Genomic DNA, 19396 nt, shown 5'->3' with positions numbered 1-19396 from the left:
ATAATAGATTTAATCACTTTTTATGGGTTTGGTGTGAATCAGCCATATCCCCAGTAGGATAAACCCCGCCCCTAACGTTTTTAGTAACGTCGCCGACTCATTGAACCAGGGTAGCAATACAGCGGCTAAATAGACCAGCGCATAACTAAGACTCAGTAATGGATAGGCTCGATTGAGTGGCAAATACCTTAAGGCAAAAAACCAGCACAACATGGATACTGCATAGCCGACTAGCCCGAAAGTTACCGCCATTAATTGTGTCAGATGATGTGCTAAAAACTGACCATTAATATCTGCCAACGATATTAATGGAGTGTGCATCATCCCCCACTTCAACATGAGTTGGGCCATGGTCACCAACACCACACTGCCTATTCCCCACAGGTAACCTTTCATAAATGCCAACTAATCAAAAGGATGCCAAACATAATGGCAGCAACACCCAACCAATGGCGAGAAGTTGTCTTTTCTCCATAAAACAACTGCGCGGCCAAGGTCACCAGCACAAAGTTAAAGCTTAATAGCGGATAAGCCACACTCAAAGGCAGATGTTGCAATAAACGCAACCACAGCACCATTCCTAAGCCCAGCAATATCACTGCGATAGCAAGCCAACGCAGTGTGGGCGCAAGCCGTTTTTCACCAGATTGCCCCCAACATTGTACAGCTTGCTTCTGACACAGTTGCCCCGCACAGGTCAATAAACTGACAACTATCAATAGCAAATAATTTGTCATGGTGTCTTTTGGTACCACAAAAGTGCCAAACGATTCATTAAATTAACCTTGTCGGCTACCGGATAATGGGTAGAGATGTCCTCACCGCGAGATAATTGCACAACTAACGACACGTCACCTTGCTGCCTTGCATGAGCCAACCATTCACTAAAATCTTTATTGCTAATGTATTTATCTTTGCTGTCAGCATAGTTCAGCCCATAAGACAGCTCGCCCTTTTCGCTGAACATCAGTATATCGCTACGTTTCAGTTGCCAGGCTAACCCTGCCGCTACACCCACACTGTCGGTAAGCACATAGCGGCTGCTGCTCAACGCATCAAAATTATTCTGAATAAAATTTTGCGGCTGTTTGGAATCAATAACCTGTTGAGGAATCAGGTAACCCACCAGCAAAACCAACAATAATGGACAGGCGGCAGCCCAACGCCAATAACGGGCGTTATTATACAATGTAATCAGCCCCACCAACCCCCATCCAGTAAAGGCGACTATCCCCAACACTACTTTCTGCTGCTCTTGTGGCCCATAGGCGACCAAGTGCCCTACCAAATTCAAACCAATAACTAACACCGCCGGCGCGCAAACTAATCCAAAAATAAGATTTATTGCACCATTTATTTTCAGCGCGCGCATACGCATGTTACTGGTGCAATCTGTTGCATATGCCGCCATCAGTAAAGATAGTGGAGCCATACATGGCAAGATATACGTTGGGAGTTTTCCTTTAGCCACACTGAAGAATAACAACGGCATGACGACCCAACTGAGCAAAAAGAACAGCTCTGGTTTTGCCACCCGTTCACGCCACCCTTTAAGTAACGCTCCCGGTAATAACCCCAACCACGGCAATACACCGATGCAAAGAATAGGCAGGTAATACCAAATGGGGGCTTTATGTTGAGCATCTTTTTCAGCGAATCTCTGAATATGTTCAACCCAAAAGAAGTAATGCCAGAAATCGGGTTCACGTTGCGCGATGGCCAATGCCCACGGCAAGCTCAAGATTACCGCACCCAATATCGCTATCGGGCCAAAAATGATGAGTTCTTTTATTCGCTTTTGCTGTATGACAATAGGCAATACCGAAATAACCGGCACGGCCAACGCCAGAAAACCTTTAGTCATAAAGCCCATGCCACAGGCAAGGCCGAGCAAAAGGTAAGCCCCAACCTTCTGCGCCAAAGTTTCGGCCCGCAATGTGAGATAAAAACAGACCATTGAAGCGGTTAGCCATAATGAAATCATCGGATCCAATACCGCATAGGAGCCGATACTAAATACCAACAACATGGAGAGATAAATTAATGTCGCCAGTACCGATGTAGAGCGGTTACGCCACAATAAAGTCGCTAACCAATAGACTAATATTGCACTCAGCGCGGTACTAAAAATGGAACCAAATCGGACGGCAAAATTAGTGTCACCAAATATCCACTGGCTAATATTATTAAACCAATATCCAGCGATAGGCTTTTCGAAATAGCGGATCCCCAGAAAATGCGGCACAACCCAATCACCACGTTGCAACATTTCCCGACTAATCTCAGCGTAGCGAGTTTCGTCAGGTTGCCACAGTAAACGACTATTGATTGGCAATAGGTATAGCAAAACAAAAAACAACGCCAACAGTGCTGCCCCGCCTCCTTTTAACAGTTTCATCCGACATCCTTAATTTTTGTCTGACACCCTAACCAACCCTCTCGGCCAGGAAAGGTGGTACGCTCGACTGTCCCTATCGGCAATAAATCTAAATCATCGGGTAATAACTCTCGAAGCGGGCAAAACTGGATACCTTGCTTTTTGGCCTGGACTAATAATTGCTCAAACATTACTGCCTGAGACATCCCTTCAACTTCAGCATGAATGGTATAAACCGAGACACCTCTATCACGCAAAATAGCTTCAATGATGAAATTATTAAAATCCTCAGCCCGCACTTCACTCCCTACGACTTCATCGTATGTTGGCAACGTAACAGGAATTTGTACACTGCCAAGACTGCCATCAGGTAATAGGGGGCGGAAAGGGTGAGTACCACGACAATCACTGTTATAACGAAAAGCGAACGGTTGCTTGATGGCTAACACCCGCGAGTCTGCACGCCAGCCAGCAGCGGCGGAACAAGTTACTGGCTGCCCAATGCTGTTCTGTAATTCATCCACACCCCATTGAACCTGCTCAGTTAGCTGTTGTGTTGACCACGATGCAACCTTAGCTTGCCAGCCTTGATGATCCCATGCATGCAAACCAACCTCATGCCCTGCTTGTAGCGTGGCTTTCATTAATGAGCCAAGGTCTTTACCGATTTTTTTACCCGGCCAAGCGGTTCCGGCCAGTAAGATATCCCAGCCATAAAGCGAAGCGGCATTAGAACGCAACATCTTCCACAAGAAACGAGGTCGGAAAAGGCGCCACAAGTGACGCCCCATATTATCTGGACCAACACTGAAGAAAAAGCTGGCGCTGATATCATACTGTTCCAATACAGCAAGTAATGATGGCACACCTTCTTTTGTTCCACGGTAGGTATCCACATCAATTCTTAGTCCAACTTGCTTCATAGATAATGCTCATCCTTTTGGGTTTCACCCAGTTCGAGTACAGCACCACGAAGGAAGAAATCCAAGGTTTCGCTGACAGTTTGCTGCAAAGCGATTTCTGGCTGCCAATGTAAAATACGTCGCGCATTCGTGATGCTGGGGGTGCGATATTCGACATCTTGGTAGCCTTTACCATAATAGGCACTGCTTTCGATATCTTTAAAGCCAGCAAATGGTGGGAAGTGACCACGTAATTGATGTTTTTCAAAACTACTCAGCAGCATTTGCGCTAATTCGCGAATACTAGCCTCATTCGTCGGGTTACCAATATTGATTATCTGACCATCACAGCAGCCATCATTGTTCTCAATAATGCGAAATAGCGCTTCAATGCCATCATGAATATCAGTAAAACAGCGTTTTTGCGCGCCGCCATCAACCAGTTGAATAGGAGAGCCTTCAACCAGATTTAATATCAATTGTGTAATGGCGCGGGAACTGCCAATACGAGCAGCGTCAAGGTTATCCAGACGTGGCCCCATCCAGTTAAATGGGCGGAACAATGTGAATCTGAGATTTTCTTTCGCACCATAAGCCCAGATAACACGATCCAATAATTGTTTGGATACCGAATATATCCAGCGCTGTTTGTTAATTGGCCCAACAATCAGTCGCGAACTGTCCTCGTCAAACTCTTTGTCATCACACATACCATAAACTTCAGAAGTGGATGGGAAGACAATACGTTTATTGTATTTAACGCAATCGCGAACAATCTTTAAATTTTCTTCAAAATCTAATTCGAAAACACGCAGTGGATTGCGGGTATATTCAATTGGCGTCGCAATAGCCACCAGCGGCAAAATGACATCACATTTTTTAATATGATATTCGATCCATTCGGAATGAATACTGATGTCGCCTTCCACGAAATGGAAGAAAGGGTTATCCAAGAAACGACTAATAGCATCAGAACCAATATCCAGACCATAGACTTCGTAACGGTCATCACGCAACAAGCGTTCGGTTAAGTGATTACCAATGAAGCCGTTCACACCAAGGATCAGTACACGGGTACGTCTTTTCAAAGCATTGCTTGGTCTATTAGCTAAACGCACATCCGTGACAATGCCCATTTCTTGGGCTAATCGACTGCCCTGAACATACAAACCAGCGTCTCCCTGACCAGTAACAATCTCCAGCGCACCTTCACCGCAGGCGACAACTAAAGGTGAAATTGAGAGTATGGTGCCGGGTAACTTTCCGTGTGCCATCTTCAGCGGTCGCGCACGCCAGATGATGAGTTTACGCTGTCCAAGATAGCTGAATGCACCGGGATAAGGCTCCGTCACGGCACGAACTAAATTATTGATATCTGATGCTGACTTTTGCCAATTGACCTCTCCATCAGCAGCAGTTCGACGGCCAAAATAGCTGGCATCAGCTTCTTTTTGTGGTGTCAGATGCAGTGAAGAACGCTTCATTTTTGGCAATAAATCACGTAACAACTCTTGCGACGCTTCACGCATTTTTGCATGTAATGTCAATGCAGTATCTGTATCGCTGATGGTAACTTTGTGCTGACCCACAATTGGGCCTGCATCAGCTTTTTTTACCATTTGGTGCAAGGTTACACCTGTTTCGGTCTCCCCATTAACCAGCGCCCAGTTAATCGGAGCACGTCCTCGGTATTTCGGCAACAAGGAGCCGTGTAAATTGAATCCTCCTTGCGGTGCTAACGACAAAATTTCATCACACAGCATATTGCGATAATAGAAAGAGAAAATAATATCCGGCTGTAATTGCTTAATGCGCTCAACCCATAACGGATGATTGGCATCATCCGGTGCAAATACAGGAAGTTCTAAATCAGCAGCAACCCGGGCCACTGAAGAGAAAAAACGATTCTCATTAGGATCGTCAGTATGGGTAAATACTGCCTGAATATCGTAACCAGCTTCTACTAGTGCTTTTAGACCTACACAGCCAATATCATGATAGGCAAATACAATCGCTTTCATTTTTCTACTTCCTGATTATTGTCGGTATGCTCTGCCCCGACCACTTTCTGTATGAAATAACGTGGGCGCGCGCGCACATCGTTATAAATTCGACCGATGTATTCACCGAGTAGCCCCATACCAACGAATTGGGCACCGATGAACATGAACAACACGGCAAAGAGCGTAAAGACACCGCCGCCCGCCCATTCCGGGCCAAATACCAAACGCAAAACCACTAACAGCACAGCAAGAGTAAAACCAGAAAGTGCAATGACACTGCCCACCAGGCTTAACAGACGTAATGGGGTCGTTGTCAGGCAAGTTATCAAGTCATACATAAGATTAATGAGCTTCATCAGGCTGTATTTTGAGTCACCGAATTCGCGCTCAGCATGATGAACTGTAATTTCAGTGGTACGGCGGGCAAAGCTGTTTGCCAGAATGGGAATAAAGGTACTGCGTTCGTGACAGTGTAACATTGCTTCTACGATATGACGGCGGTAGGCTCGTAACATGCAGCCATAGTCACCCATAGATTTACCTGTAGCACGTTGAATCATCAGATTAATCAAACGGGAGGCTGTTTTACGAAACAGCGAATCTTGCCGATTAGCGCGCACAGTCCCGACGACGTCGTAGCCCTCTTCTGCCACACCGACCAGCCGTGGGATTTCCTCCGGCGGGTTTTGCAGATCAGCATCAAGTGTAATGATCAAATCACCACTAACCTGATTGAATCCAGCCATAATGGCTGAATGTTGGCCATAATTACGATTTAGCAAAACTGCGATTATGTGGTTTTCAGGTAGGTTCGCCGCTGTTGTCAAAATTTCAGCAGAACTATCACTACTCCCGTCATCAACCAGAATAATTTCATAAGGTTGGGTGAGTAACTTACAGGCAGCCGACGTCCTCTCTATTAATGCCGGCAAGCTCTCTTGCTCGTTATAAACAGGGATAACTATTGATACTTTTTTGATTTGCTCATTTTGTAACACGGTGCGGCCCTATAATAGTTGCCAATGCATCAACTACCCGGTCAACATCACTGTCTAGCATGTCGGGGAAAAGGGGCAATGTGCATAATCTGGCGGAATTCCACTCGGTATTGGGTAAGTGCAACTGTGGATAGCGTTCGCGATAATACTTTTGAGTATGGGCGGCACGAAAATGCAGACCAGTACCAATTCCTGACTCTTTCAACCGCTCCATCAGTGAGTCGCGACTAATTCCGCAGCGACCTTCATCAACACGCACCATAAACAGATGCCAAGCATGGAGATGGGCATAGTCGGGAACCGCCAGGGGTTGCAAGGGGGAATCGTTCAATGCTTTATAGTAGCGGGCAACTAATTCTTGGCGACGAGCATTGATTTCAGGTAAACGCCTGAGTTGCACTACCGCAATCGCTGCGTGAATATCAGATAAGTTATATTTATAACCAGGCACTATAACTTCGGCCTGTGGGCTACGCCCTTGTAGCTGTCGATCAAAGGCATCCACACCCAAGCCATGAAACTTAAGTTGCCGTACTTTGTCGGCTAGCTCATCATCATCAGTGGCAATTAAGCCGCCTTCAGCACAAGTCATGTTTTTAATGGCATGGAAAGAGAAAATAGCGGTGCCCTTCTCGCCAATCCATTGATTACCATAGCGGGTGCCAGCAGCATGGGCCGCATCTTCAATCAATGGGATACCTTGATGCTGAGCAATTAAACGCAAAGCATCAAGATCACAGGGAGCGCCGGCATAATGCACCGGGATAATGGCTTTGGTTTTTGCGGTGATAGCTGCTGCAACATCCGCAGCATTTACCATTAAAGTGTCGCGATCAACATCAATCATTACCGGCTCAGCGCCCAACAACACAATCATATTAAGAGTAGAAACCCACGTTTGAGACGGGGTAATAACTTCATCCCCTGGGCCAATACCCAAGGCCATCAAGGTGATATGCATTCCCGCAGTGGCCGAACTGACAGCAATAGCATGCTTGCAACCCAATGCCTTACAAAAATCAGTTTCTAACTGTTGATTCTGTGGGCCAGTAGTTATCCAACCTGACCCTAATACATTTATGACCGCATTAATTTCGTCCGTACCGATTGACGGACGTGAAAATGGCAAAAAATTCTGCATTGAATAATCCCTTAGGACACCAGAGCTGTCGGCAACTATATGCTCACTTAAGTTAACGAAAACTAAACGCCCATCAGATAAACCTGTGGTCTGCTAGGGTCAACTCTAGTCCATTAACCTTAAATAAACCTTAAGATAGCGTTTTTTTGCTGATATATTCAGAAAGGGTATTTCACGAAGAAAGGAATTGTTTTTCATAGTAAAATCAATCAATTAACATAAAACACTGTGGGATATTTCATCGCAATGATTTAATTGATTTCTTCTGTGGAGAAAAAGAAAAATAAGCACCATAATAAATATTAATGCAAATTATAGATGCAGGTTATTAATTTTATACTCCCAATAAAACTTAGTAGCTAAATGTAAGTATCATATGCTTTTTGTAATAATCCAATTCTGGCCATCAAAACTATGTATTTGAAATTCCACTTCGAACACATCAGATAAAATATCTGCCTCCATTACCTGTTTAGCCCCACCCTGTGCAAGCACGTCCCCTTTAGACATTAACCAAACCTGATCAGCCTGTTGCAAGGTGTGGTTAAGGTCATGAGCACTAATGATAGCACTGCGCCCAGCCGCACAAAACTCAGCAAGCAGACTATCAAGTGCCACTTTTTGCGCCACATCAAGCCCGGTATAGGGTTCATCAAGCAATAACAGCTTGCTGTCAGCGTTGATATCCGGCCAAACTTGCAAGAATACTGCCGCGAGCCGAACACGCTGCCACTCGCCGCCTGAAAGTTGCGATAACATTCTTGGCAATTTATCGGTTAATCGTAATTTTTTACAGAGATAACCAATCGTTGCCGCTACAGCATCCAAAGCGGCACCGGCTGGCTGATAGAGAGCCAGATATTGGAAAACCGGCATTAGAGTCAGAGCCGATTGCTGTTGACTTAGATAGGCTCGTGAACGGGCCAAGTCGTGCCCTGCATAGATAGGCAGTGGTTGCCCGGCCAGTAAAATATAACCACGAGCAGGCAACAAGCCTGCCAGAGCGGCCAACAGGGTACTTTTCCCTGCACCATTTGGACCTATCAAATGAATTTGCAACCCAGCAGCCACCTGGGCAGAAAAAGGCGCAAGGCGGGTTTCGACATGGACATTGCTGAGTTGCAAAAGCATCAAAATAAACCTGTTGTCGGTAAATTATTTGGTGGCTAACGCTTGAGTAATTGCACTGATTAGAATCGAATCTTCTGGTGCCATATCGGGAGCAAAACGCTCAAGAACTTCGCCATCACGACTAACCAGGAATTTCTCAAAATTCCACAGAATATCACCCGGTTGCTTTGGCTCACGCCCCTTACTGGCTAACCGTTGATAAAATTCGCTCCCTTCCGGTTTTATTGCAACAGACTTAGCCGCAATCAATTGCTGGTACAAAGGGTGCCGTTGCGGGCCATTGACCTCAATTTTACTAAACATCGGAAATTCAACCCCAAATGTGCCACGGCAGAAAGCTTGGATCTCTTCATCACTGCCAGGCTCCTGCCCCGCAAACTCATTACTCGGAAAACCTAAGACTTCAAAACCTTGCTGATGATATGTTTTATAGAGGTTTTCAAGCCCTTCATACTGCTTAGTCAGACCACACTGAGAAGCCACATTAACCACCAACAGCACTGAGCCTTTATACTTTTCCAGCAGAATAGATTCACTTTCAATGGTTTTAACAGGAATGGAATAAATTGGATTACTCATCAGGAAGGATCCTTATTCAGCGATGATATACAGATGAACTTACAAGAGTATCAATAGGTGTAAGGCAGATCACTTTACACTTTTCACTCGTGTCAGCAACCAGATAAATAATGGCGAACCCAACGTTGCGGTTACCACACCAATGGGCAGCTCAGCCGAAAATAGAGCGATACGTGCGATAACATCCGCAAACAACAGTATTCCAGCGCCAGCTAGTGCACATCCGCTTAGTAGATGGCGTTGGTCAGTTAAACCGGTCAATCGCAAGATATGGGGAATAACCAGGCCAATAAAGCTGATAACACCAGCCAGAGCAACACTAATACCTACCAGCAATCCTATAGCCAGTACTAATAAATTCCGCCATAAATGGAGTGGGATCCCCAACTGCCTGGCTTGCTGCTCACCCAATGACATAAAGTTGAGCACTCGCCCCTGGCAACAAAGCCATACCACGATCGGCACCAATGCTACGACCAATCCCTGCTGTCGCCAATCTATACCGCTGAATCCCCCCATCATCCAATACATCAACTGGCGTAAATCCAAGCTGGTACTGAAATAAACAGCCCATGTCATCACCGCGCTGCAAACGATCCCCAATGCAACACCAACCAGTAACAGACGAGCGTTAGTCAACAAACGCCGGCGAGCGAAACCTAACAGCAGAACCGTCATAAGTAAGGCTCCAGCAATAGCACAGCCACTTAAAAACCAGATCGGTAATAACCCGTGCCCTAGCAAGACCGCCATAACTAATGCAACACCTGCACCATTCGCCACCCCCAGCAGACCGGGTTCGGCTAATGGATTTTCAAACAATGCCTGCATTACAGCACCCGCAACCGCAAGACTTGCACCAACCATCATTACGGCTAAGGCTCGGGGCAAACGCAACTGCCAGACGAATAATTGCCCGCTTTCACCAAACCACTGAGTGGGCCAAATCCACGCATCTCCAGCACACAAGCTGACTACCAGCGCAAAAAAAAGTATCACCACCAATCCCTTGAGGTAACGGTGATCACGTTGTTGTTGCCGCTGTTGAAGCGCAGTAAATAACTGACTGGTCTGCATTACATCCTCGGTCGCTGCCTCAGGATTAACCTGAAGATGTCTCATAAATATTAGGGGCTGATACCCATAGCTAGGCTACAGATAGTAGGGGGTTAACGCGATAAGGGGAAGTTTTGCATGAAGAATAAGACTTTTTTATGGTAAGAGAACGCAAACTCTGTCGATGATTTTAGCGACAAAGCCTGCATTCATCGGTTACTTACTGTCAACGATGGCCCTTATTTTGCGATGGATAGAGTGGCTGACCATTATGATTATCGTTATTATTTGGCCCGCCTTGCTTAGCACCACTACCCTGTCGGCTATTATTCACTGGCTGGCCGCGTCCATTATTATCACTGCCATTATTGTGCTGTGGCGAATTACCGTAATCGCTGCGTTCATTATGGCGTTGACTACCTTGCTGCCCACGGAACGGGTTATGGCCATCCTGCGGTTGTGGATGTTGCCAACGCCCCCCGTCCCAATAATAGCCACGGTCATTGCGGTCACCAATATGGCCACCACGATGTTCATGCCACCACTGTGGCGGACGCCAATCATAACCATCCCAGTAATAGCCACGGTTGTCCTGATCACCTAGATGTAAGCTGACTCCGGGTATATTGATGTCAAGTGATACGTCTGCCTGTGCAAACGATGGCATTAATGCCAACACCCCAAGTAATAGCAGATATTTTTTCATATACATCCGAATGTATTATTTAACAGTTATTAAATTTATATCAGCGAAAATAAAAACCATCTATCAGACAATCCGCTCTTTTCATTTTCATTTCATCTTGCTTACGCAATACATACAGTTCTTACAAGTCGGACATTTTCATTTACTACCACTCCTAACATATCTTAACGTTTATCTGACAGTGACATTTATTGTATTGAATTATAATCCAAGCATTGCCGGATAATAAAAGATGAGACAAATAAAATGCAACGTATAACGTTAATGACAATAGTACTCTTATTAAGCACTACATTATCAGCTTGCTGTATATTCCCACCGCATGGCGGTGGCGGTGGCGGTGGCGGTGGCGGTGGCGGTGGCGGTGGCGGTGGCGGCCCAAGGATGCATTATGATAACCATCAGTTGCGTTAGATTACATCCTAAAAAATAAGTATAAAACTGGCATTCAATAAGAATAGTCTAATTTATTTAGAATAAAATATTGAGTGCTAACTTAAGTACTTCATGAAAATATAATCTCAGCCAATCTAATTTGGATGCAAAAATTAATTATCACGTAATGATTAATATAGTCTTTACAATTTAATTAAAAAAAATGTTATAGAATGAATGGTGCCACTCCACCGAACATTAGCAGAAACATGACAAATCCTACTCTAGATTAATGCTTTTGCAACGGTTGTAGACTAGACAAACTAAATGCTGAAAATTCCATTTCCAATCAACCCCCACTGGTTTCTGTGACCCCACCTTAAGGCTAAGCTAGAAATACAAATAAAGGGAAATGGCCCCAACCTGCGGTCATGATGTGGGCACTTATAAAATAAAATCGATGTTTCTCAATGAGGTGCAGGCAAGAAAAAGGCCGCTTGCGCGGCCTTTTGTTTGGGGAAATACTTACTCTTTTGGAGTAGCACTCTCTACCCGGCTTTTTAGCTTTTGCCCTGGACGGAAAGTCACCACACGGCGCGCCGTAATAGGAATGTCCTCACCCGTCTTCGGATTACGGCCCGGACGTTGGTTCTTGTCTCGCAGATCAAAATTGCCAAAGCCAGACAGTTTGACCTGTTCGCCATTCTCGAGAGCACGACGTACTTCCTCAAAGAATAACTCAACCAGATCTTTGGCATCACGTTTGCTAAGCCCTAGCTTTTCAAACAGATGTTCTGACATTTCAGCTTTAGTAAGCGCCATAGGTTCAATCCCTCAAGGATGCTTGGAATCGCTGTTTTAACGCCTCTACACATCTTGCAACGGTAGCGGCGATCTCCTCTTCTTCCAGTGTACGTGCGGTATCCTGCAACACCAGACTAATAGCCAGACTCTTATAGCCCTCTGCTACGCCCTTGCCACGGTACACATCAAACAAGTTTACGCCAACTACCTGATTTGCGCCAACTTTCTTACACTCCGCCAAAATATCTTCTGCGGGGACGTTTTCGGCCACCACAACGGCGATGTCACGACGGTTTGCTGGGAAGCGTGAAATCTCGCTGGCCTGAGGCACAGCGCGGTCTGCGAGCTTGTTCCACTGCACTTCGAACACCACAGTCCGACCATTTAGACTCAGCTTACGCTCCAACTCAGGGTGAACTACACCAATGAAACCAATGTGTTCCCCTGCTAAATAAATTGCAGCACTCTGCCCTGGATGCAGTGCAGGATGTGCTTGTGCACGGAACTGAACATCAGATAATTTGCCGGTAAGTTCCAGAATTGCTTCCAGATCACCTTTCAAATCATAGAAGTCGATTGGCTGACGCGCCAGATCCCAATGCTCTTCAAAACGGTGGCCAGCAATGACACCGGCTAGCATTACATCCTGTCTAACCCCGAGATCTGCTGTATTATCAGGTACAAAGCGTAACCCACTTTCAAATAAACGCAAGCGAGATTGCTGGCGATTCTGGTTATAAACCACTGCTGACAGTAAACCTGTCAACAATGATAAGCGCATCGCAGACATCTCAATCGAGATAGGGCTTGGCAAAATTAATGCGTCTTGCTGTGGGTGCAGAAGTGCTTGTACTTTCGGGTCAACAAAACTGTAAGTAATTGCTTCCTGATAGCCGCGATCGACTAAAGCGGTTTTTACACGCTTCAATGATAAATCAGCTTCGCGGTGTTTGGTCATCACCAAATCAGCTTTGATAGGCACATCCGGGATATTGTTATAACCGTAGATGCGGGCAACTTCCTCCACCAGATCTTCTTCGATTTCCATATCGAAACGCCAGCTTGGCGCCACTGCCCGCCAATCAGAACCGAGTTCAGTCACCTGACAACCGAGCCGGCGCAGAATGTCACTCACCTGCTGTGAAGGGACATGATGACCAATCAACCGATCCAATTTCTCACGGTGTAGCGTGATGGTGGCGCATTTTGGTAATTCTGCGGTCGCGGTCACGTCTATTACCGGCCCCGCTTCACCACCACAGATATCAATGAGCAGACGTGTCGCACGCTCAATCGCTTTATGCTGTAACGCAGGGTCGACACCACGCTCATAGCGATGAGATGCATCGGTATGCAAACCGTGGCGACGCGCACGACCAGTAATTGATAATGGATTGAAGAAAGCGGATTCCAGCAAGACATTGCGGGTTTCTTCGTTAACACCTGAATGTTCACCACCAAAGATACCGGCCATCGCCAACGGCTTATGCTGATCAGCAATGACCAGCGTATCTGCATTCAATTTGGCTTTTGTGCCATCCAGCAGTGTTAATTCTTCACCTTCAGCCGCCAGGCGAACAATAATCCCGCCTTCAATACGGTCCAGGTCAAACGCATGCATTGGCTGGCCTAACTCCAGCAACACAAAGTTAGTAACGTCTACCACCGGATCAATCGAACGAATACCACAGCGGCGCAGTTTCTCTCGCATCCACAATGGTGTCGCAGCCTTAACGTTAATCCCTTTAACTACTCGGCCCAGATAGCGCGGACAAGCCTGCGGAGCTTCTACATGGATTGGGAATGTATCCGTAATGGAAGCCGCAACAGGACTCATATCCGGTTCGATTAATGGCAATTGATTCACAACCGCCACATCGCGCGCGACACCAATAATGCCCAAGCAATCGGCACGGTTTGGTGTCACACTGATTTCAATGGTTTTATCGTCCAGATACAGATATTCACGCAGATCGACACCAATAGGCGCATCAGCAGGCAGTTCAATAATACCGTCACTATCTTCTGAAATAGCCAGCTCAGAGAAAGAACACAGCATGCCTTCTGATGGTTCACCACGCAGTTTGGCCGCTTTGATTTTGAAATCGCCCGGCAGCACAGCACCAACAGTCGCAACAGCGACTTTCAAGCCCTGACGACAGTTCGGTGCACCACACACGATATCCAATAAGCGGTCACCGCCTACATCAATTTTGGTCACCCGCAGTTTATCGGCGTTGGGATGTTGGCCACATTCGACAACATGACCGACAACGACACCATTGAATTCGCCCGCAACCGCATCTACACCATCAACTTCTAAACCGGCCATAGTGATTTGATGGGCCAGGTCATCACTACTAATGGCTGGGTTTACCCATTCGCGTAACCAAAGTTCACTGAATTTCATGAGATATCCCGCCTTACTTAAACTGTTTGAGGAAACGCAGATCATTTTCGAAGAATGCCCGCAAATCGGTGACGCCGTAACGCAACATAGTTAAGCGTTCCATCCCCATACCGAATGCAAAACCTGAATAAATATCAGGATCAATACCGACGTTTCGCAATACATTTGGATGCACCATGCCGCAACCAAGCACTTCAAGCCATTTACCATTTTTACCCATCACATCCACTTCAGCGGACGGTTCGGTAAACGGAAAATAGGAAGGGCGGAAACGAATTTGCAAATCTTCTTCGAAGAAATTACGCAAGAAGTCATGCAAGGTGCCTTTCAAATTGGTGAAACTGATATCACGGTCAACAATCAGCCCTTCCATTTGATGGAACATTGGAGTGTGCGTTTGGTCGTAATCATTACGATACACACGGCCCGGCACAATAATTCGAATCGGTGGCTGCTGGGTTTTCATGGTGCGAATTTGCACGCCCGAAGTCTGGGTGCGCAGCAACCGGGTAGCATCAAACCAGAAGGTGTCGTGGTCAGCACGCGCTGGGTGATGAGCCGGAATATTCAATGCATCAAAGTTATGATAGTCATCTTCAATTTCCGGGCCAGACTCAACGGAAAAGCCCAACTCACCAAAGAACGTTTCGATACGATCGATAGTGCGGGTAACCGGATGCAACCCACCATTTTCCATACGACGCCCCGGTAGAGAGACATCAATGGTTTCGGCTGCCAATCGGGCATTCATGACCGCTGATTCCAGCTTGTCCTTACGTGCATTAAGCGCTTCTTGTACTTCCTGCTTGGCCTGATTAATAACGGCCCCCGCTGCCGGGCGCTCTTCAGCTGGCAGCTCGCGCAGTGATGTCATTTGAAGGGTCAAATGGCCTTTTTTACCTAGATATTCGACGCGTACCAAATCCAACGCGGCAACATCTTGGGCATCTTCTACGGCTGCTTTAGCTTTGGCAACCAGCTCTGCGAGATGTGGCATTGTTCTCTCTTCCTCTGGCCAGTATGGCCCACTTGTAGTTATATCCTTTGTTCTTGAAGCTGCTGGGTTGTTAGCTACGCTCACTCACCCGAATCACTTACCTATGTAAGCTCATCGGGATTTACTCGCTTGCTGCCTACCAGCAACTCCAATAACGTTGGATATAGATAATGAGTTAAAATCCGATAAGTAAACTAAACTTTTCATACAAAATCAATAAGGTACCACATCCGCGATACCCTTACTCCAGTCGCCATAAATGCTATAGAGCAAAAACAAAAAAGCCTCCACGATGGGAGGCTTAGGCGTTATTTTTCGTTTCTATTCTTACGCGCAAGCCTCCTGAAATCAGGCGCTAAAGTAAAAAAAGAAGCGAAAAGTAACTGCATGCATCATAAAAGTGACCTTCTTACCAAGAAGATAAAGATTAAAAGAGGGAGACAAGCTCCCTCTTCAATTCTGACTTACGCCAGAGCTACTTTCGCTTTTTCGACCAGTGCAGAGAATGCCACTTTATCGAATACTGCGATGTCAGCCAGGATCTTACGGTCAATCTCAACAGAAGCCTTTTTCAGACCATTGATGAAACGGCTGTAAGACAGACCATTCTGACGAGCAGCTGCGTTGATACGTGCAATCCACAGTTGGCGGAATTGACGCTTCCGTTGACGGCGGTCACGGTAGGCGTATTGGCCTGCCTTGATTACTGCCTGGAAAGCAACACGATAAACGCGCGAACGGGCACCGTAGTAACCTTTCGCCTGCTTTAATATTTTTTTGTGACGTGCACGAGCTACCACACCACGTTTTACGCGAGCCATTTACTTCTCCTATCGTCTTAATTCAAACCAAAATTACTTATGCGTATGGCAGACATGCTACGACCAAACCTAGATCGTTCTTAGATACCATGCCTTTTGGACGTAAATGACGTTTACGCTTAGTAGCTTTTTTGGTCAAAATATGACGCAGGTTGGCATGCTTACGCTTAAAACCACCGGCACCGGTTTTTTTAAAGCGCTTAGCGGCGCCGCGTACTGTCTTAATTTTTGGCATTGAATATATCCACTTCGCATTGTTGATTACAACGAGCTAGCTAGGCGAACAGACCCCTACTCTGCAAGCAGAAAGAGGCCTATTACTTGAGTGCCTTACTGTCTCTTCTTAGGTGCGAGCACCATGATCATCTGACGGCCTTCGATACGAGTCGGGAAAGACTCCACGACAGCCAAATCAGAATCTTCAGTCAGATCTTTTTTGACACGGTTAAGGACTTCCATGCCGATCTGCTGGTGCGCCATTTCACGCCCACGGAATCGCAGGGTGATTTTGGCTTTATCGCCATCTTCCAGAAAGCGAATCAGGTTGCGTAGTTTGACCTGATAGTCGCCATCATCGGTACCAGGACGGAATTTGATTTCCTTGACCTGTATGACTTTTTGCTTCTTCTTCTGTTCTTTTGTCGACTTGCTCTTCTCATAGAGGAATTTGCCGTAATCCATGATTCGGCAAACCGGCGGCTCGGCATTCGGACTGATTTCTACTAAATCAACACCAGCTTCCTCAGCTTTTTCAAGAGCTTCATTCAGACTGACAATGCCAATCTGCTCACCATCGACGCCTGTTAAGCGAACTTCTGTGGCGCGAATCTCTTTGTTGATGCGATTAGGACGCGCCGGTTGAACTCGTTTTCCGCCTTTAATACTTTATTCCTCCAGTTGATGAAGACTACGGCTGCGAATTTCTGCTAGCAGCTGGTCTACGACCACGTTGACGTCCAAGCTTCCTAAGTCTTTACCACGGCGGGTACGAACGGCAATTTTGCCTGATTCGACCTCTTTATCGCCACAGACCAACATATATGGAACCCGACGCAACGTATGTTCACGAATTTTAAAGCCAATCTTCTCATTTCTCAAGTCCGCTTTTGCCCTAATCCCTGCATCTTGCAGTTTTTTGGTCACTTGTTGGACATAATCAGACTGACTATCGGTGATATTCATCACCACGACTTGTACCGGAGCTAACCACGTTGGGAAGAAGCCTGCATACTCTTCGGTTAAAATACCGATAAAGCGCTCCATTGACCCCAAAATAGCCCGGTGAATCATTACTGGCACCTGACGATCGTTATTTTCGCCGATGTAAGACGCACTTAAGCGGCCCGGTAATGAGAAATCGAGCTGTACGGTACCACACTGCCACGCGCGATCCAAACAATCATGCAAGGTAAACTCAATTTTCGGACCGTAAAACGCTCCCTCACCCGGCTGATAATCAAATGGAATACCATTTTCAGTCAGCGCAGCGGCCAAATCATCTTCGGCACGTGTCCACAGATCATCACTCCCAATCCGTTTTTCAGGGCGGGTAGACAGCTTAACCACAATTTTCTCGAAGCCAAAAGTGCTGTACATGTCGTACACCATCTTGATACAGCTATTCACTTCATCGCGAACCTGCTCTTCGGTACAGAAAATGTGTGCATCATCCTGAGTGAAACCACGGACGCGCATTAAACCATGCAGTGCGCCTGAAGGCTCATTACGGTGGCAGCTACCGAACTCAGCCATACGCAATGGCAAGTCACGGTATGATTTCAACCCTTGGTTGAAAATCTGCACGTGCCCTGGGCAGTTCATTGGCTTGATGCAATACTCGCGGTTTTCAGACGATGTGGTGAACATATGCTCAGCATAGTTTTCCCAATGTCCGGTTTTTTCCCACAGTACGCGGTCCATCATAAACGGCCCTTTCACTTCCTGATACTGGTACTCTTTGAGCTTGGTCCGCACAAAAGTTTCCAGTTCACGGAAGATAGTCCAACCGTCGTTATGCCAGAACACCATACCTGGTGCTTCTTCCTGCATGTGGTAAAGGTCCAATTGCTTACCAATCTTACGATGGTCGCGTTTGCCCGCTTCTTCCAGACGTTGCAGATAAGCATTTAGTTGCTTCTTATCACCCCAAGCCGTGCCATAAATACGTTGCAGCATTTTATTTTTGCTATCGCCACGCCAATAAGCACCGGATGTTTTCTGCAATTTAAAGTGATGGCAGAAACGCATATTCGGTACGTGCGGGCCACGGCACATATCAACGTATTCTTCATGGTGATACAAACCAGGATGATCATCGCGACTAATATTCTCATCGAGAATCGCCACTTTATAATCTTCACCACGAGCAGCAAAAGTGTCGCGGGCTTCTTGCCAACTGACTTTCTTCTTAATTACATCGTAATCTTTATCGGCAAGTTCATGCATCCGCTTCTCCAGCAGATCCAGATCTTCCTGCGTCAAGGTGCGGTCGATATCTACATCGTAATAGAAACCGTTGTCGATAACCGGGCCGATGGCCATTTTGGTATCAGGCCAAAGTTGCTTGATTGCGTGCCCCAATAAGTGTGCACAAGAGTGGCGGAGAATCTCCAGACCTTCAGCATCTTTGGTGGTGATAATAGCCAGTTGGGCATCAGATTCGATCAAGTCTCTGGCATCGACCAGTTCGCCATTAACTCGACCAGCAATACAGGCTTTTGCCAAACCAGGGCCGATATCCAAAGCAACATCGAGAGCAGAAACGGCGTGATCGAAATGACGCTGACTGCCGTCAGGAAGGGTAATAACGGGCATTCTAATTCCTTATCTACAGTGGTGACCCACACGACAGATCACATGCAAAATTCTAATACTATTTAAAATCAATATGTTATAAACGCTATCCGACTTTACTTTGCCTGATATATACACTCATATGTACACAACTTGTTTGCACATAGGGTGTGACGCTATAACGGACGAACCATACTAACATCCTCATTATTGGTTTATCCACTCAGAATGATTTCTTTATCAGGCATCCCTGCCCCGTTAAAGAGTGATAATTATCTGATAATTGGTCACTTCACTCAGCGA

General features: G+C 46.2%; 20 protein-coding genes and 1 other annotated feature. Of the genes, 1 reads left to right on the top strand and 19 read right to left on the bottom strand.

Translation table 11 applies throughout. The features are described from left to right. Positions 1-9 precede the first annotated feature (9 nt). The 11 genes from arnF to V1955_RS10125 all read right to left on the bottom strand — a co-directional run bounded on the left by arnF (position 10) and on the right by V1955_RS10125 (position 10893). On the bottom strand, positions 10-396 hold the full coding sequence (gene arnF, locus V1955_RS10175; protein WP_083158707.1) for a 4-amino-4-deoxy-L-arabinose-phosphoundecaprenol flippase subunit ArnF: 387 nt from the start codon (positions 394-396) through the stop codon (positions 10-12). After that, entirely contained in the window at positions 393-737 is a 345-nt protein-coding gene (gene arnE / locus V1955_RS10170; RefSeq protein WP_442820855.1) for a 4-amino-4-deoxy-L-arabinose-phosphoundecaprenol flippase subunit ArnE, read from the bottom strand. The genes arnF and arnE overlap by 4 nt, the downstream gene beginning before the upstream one ends. Further along, entirely contained in the window at positions 734-2398 is a 1665-nt protein-coding gene (arnT, locus tag V1955_RS10165; RefSeq protein ID WP_442820854.1) for a lipid IV(A) 4-amino-4-deoxy-L-arabinosyltransferase, read from the bottom strand. The genes arnE and arnT overlap by 4 nt, the downstream gene beginning before the upstream one ends. Next, positions 2395-3300, bottom strand: a complete 906-nt coding sequence (gene arnD, locus V1955_RS10160) for a 4-deoxy-4-formamido-L-arabinose-phosphoundecaprenol deformylase (RefSeq protein WP_083158705.1) — start codon at positions 3298-3300, stop codon at positions 2395-2397. Before arnD ends, arnT begins: the two co-directional genes overlap by 4 nt. After that, entirely contained in the window at positions 3297-5300 is a 2004-nt protein-coding gene (arnA, locus tag V1955_RS10155) for a bifunctional UDP-4-amino-4-deoxy-L-arabinose formyltransferase/UDP-glucuronic acid oxidase ArnA (RefSeq protein WP_083158704.1), read from the bottom strand. Before arnA ends, arnD begins: the two co-directional genes overlap by 4 nt. Further along, positions 5297-6280, bottom strand: a complete 984-nt coding sequence (gene arnC, locus V1955_RS10150) for an undecaprenyl-phosphate 4-deoxy-4-formamido-L-arabinose transferase (RefSeq protein ID WP_083158703.1) — start codon at positions 6278-6280, stop codon at positions 5297-5299. The genes arnA and arnC overlap by 4 nt, the downstream gene beginning before the upstream one ends. Next, the gene (arnB, locus tag V1955_RS10145) at positions 6267-7421 is read right to left on the bottom strand and encodes a UDP-4-amino-4-deoxy-L-arabinose aminotransferase (RefSeq protein WP_083158702.1); all 1155 of its coding nucleotides are present in this window, start codon (positions 7419-7421) and stop codon (positions 6267-6269) included. Before arnB ends, arnC begins: the two co-directional genes overlap by 14 nt. A gap of 372 nt (positions 7422-7793) precedes the next feature. Then, complete coding sequence (gene btuD / locus V1955_RS10140) at positions 7794-8552, bottom strand: vitamin B12 ABC transporter ATP-binding protein BtuD (RefSeq protein WP_442820853.1); 759 nt, start codon at positions 8550-8552, stop codon at positions 7794-7796. Positions 8553-8576: 24 nt separating this feature from the next. Next, a complete protein-coding gene (locus tag V1955_RS10135) occupies positions 8577-9131 on the bottom strand; it encodes a glutathione peroxidase (RefSeq protein WP_083158700.1) in 555 nt (184 codons plus the stop codon). A 69-nt stretch (positions 9132-9200) separates the two neighbouring features. Then, a complete protein-coding gene (btuC, locus tag V1955_RS10130; protein WP_083158699.1) occupies positions 9201-10208 on the bottom strand; it encodes a vitamin B12 ABC transporter permease BtuC in 1008 nt (335 codons plus the stop codon). 205 nt (positions 10209-10413) lie between these two features. Next, complete coding sequence (locus V1955_RS10125) at positions 10414-10893, bottom strand: DUF2502 domain-containing protein (RefSeq protein WP_420073407.1); 480 nt, start codon at positions 10891-10893, stop codon at positions 10414-10416. Positions 10894-11139: 246 nt separating this feature from the next. Between V1955_RS10125 and V1955_RS10120 the strand changes: the two genes are divergently transcribed. After that, complete coding sequence (locus V1955_RS10120) at positions 11140-11307, top strand: hypothetical protein (RefSeq protein WP_442820852.1); 168 nt, start codon at positions 11140-11142, stop codon at positions 11305-11307. A gap of 486 nt (positions 11308-11793) precedes the next feature. Here V1955_RS10120 and ihfA read toward each other — a convergent pair whose 3' ends face one another. The 8 genes from ihfA to thrS form a co-directional block, all read right to left on the bottom strand. After that, positions 11794-12090: an integration host factor subunit alpha gene (gene ihfA / locus V1955_RS10115; RefSeq protein WP_002211830.1), complete on the bottom strand. Its 297-nt coding sequence runs from the start codon at positions 12088-12090 to the stop codon at positions 11794-11796. 4 nt (positions 12091-12094) lie between these two features. After that, on the bottom strand, positions 12095-14482 hold the full coding sequence (gene pheT, locus V1955_RS10110) for a phenylalanine--tRNA ligase subunit beta (RefSeq protein WP_083158697.1): 2388 nt from the start codon (positions 14480-14482) through the stop codon (positions 12095-12097). 13 nt (positions 14483-14495) lie between these two features. Further along, positions 14496-15479, bottom strand: coding sequence for a phenylalanine--tRNA ligase subunit alpha (gene pheS, locus V1955_RS10105; protein WP_083158696.1), 984 nt, complete (start codon positions 15477-15479; stop codon positions 14496-14498). Positions 15480-15753: 274 nt separating this feature from the next. Next, positions 15754-15876 (bottom strand) — a sequence feature (Phe leader region). After that, a complete protein-coding gene (pheM, locus tag V1955_RS10100; protein ID WP_223300610.1) occupies positions 15828-15872 on the bottom strand; it encodes a pheST operon leader peptide PheM in 45 nt (14 codons plus the stop codon). (Overlaps the previous feature by 45 nt.) A 67-nt stretch (positions 15877-15943) precedes the next feature. Continuing rightward, entirely contained in the window at positions 15944-16300 is a 357-nt protein-coding gene (gene rplT / locus V1955_RS10095) for a 50S ribosomal protein L20 (RefSeq protein ID WP_004706556.1), read from the bottom strand. Between the two features lie 37 nt (positions 16301-16337). Continuing rightward, positions 16338-16535, bottom strand: a complete 198-nt coding sequence (rpmI, locus tag V1955_RS10090; protein ID WP_004713020.1) for a 50S ribosomal protein L35 — start codon at positions 16533-16535, stop codon at positions 16338-16340. A gap of 95 nt (positions 16536-16630) precedes the next feature. Next, positions 16631-17182 (bottom strand): translation initiation factor IF-3, encoded by a 552-nt coding sequence (gene infC / locus V1955_RS10085; RefSeq protein ID WP_011816226.1) that lies wholly within the window; start codon positions 17180-17182, stop codon positions 16631-16633. Positions 17183-17185: 3 nt separating this feature from the next. After that, a complete protein-coding gene (gene thrS, locus V1955_RS10080) occupies positions 17186-19114 on the bottom strand; it encodes a threonine--tRNA ligase (RefSeq protein ID WP_083158695.1) in 1929 nt (642 codons plus the stop codon). Positions 19115-19396: the final 282 nt, after the last annotated feature.

Source organism: Yersinia sp. 2545 StPb PI (assembly GCF_052217125.1).
GTDB lineage: Bacteria > Pseudomonadota > Gammaproteobacteria > Enterobacterales > Enterobacteriaceae > Yersinia > Yersinia enterocolitica_E.
Note: the sequence above shows the minus strand (reverse complement) of the source record. Positions and strands in the feature narration are given on the sequence as shown.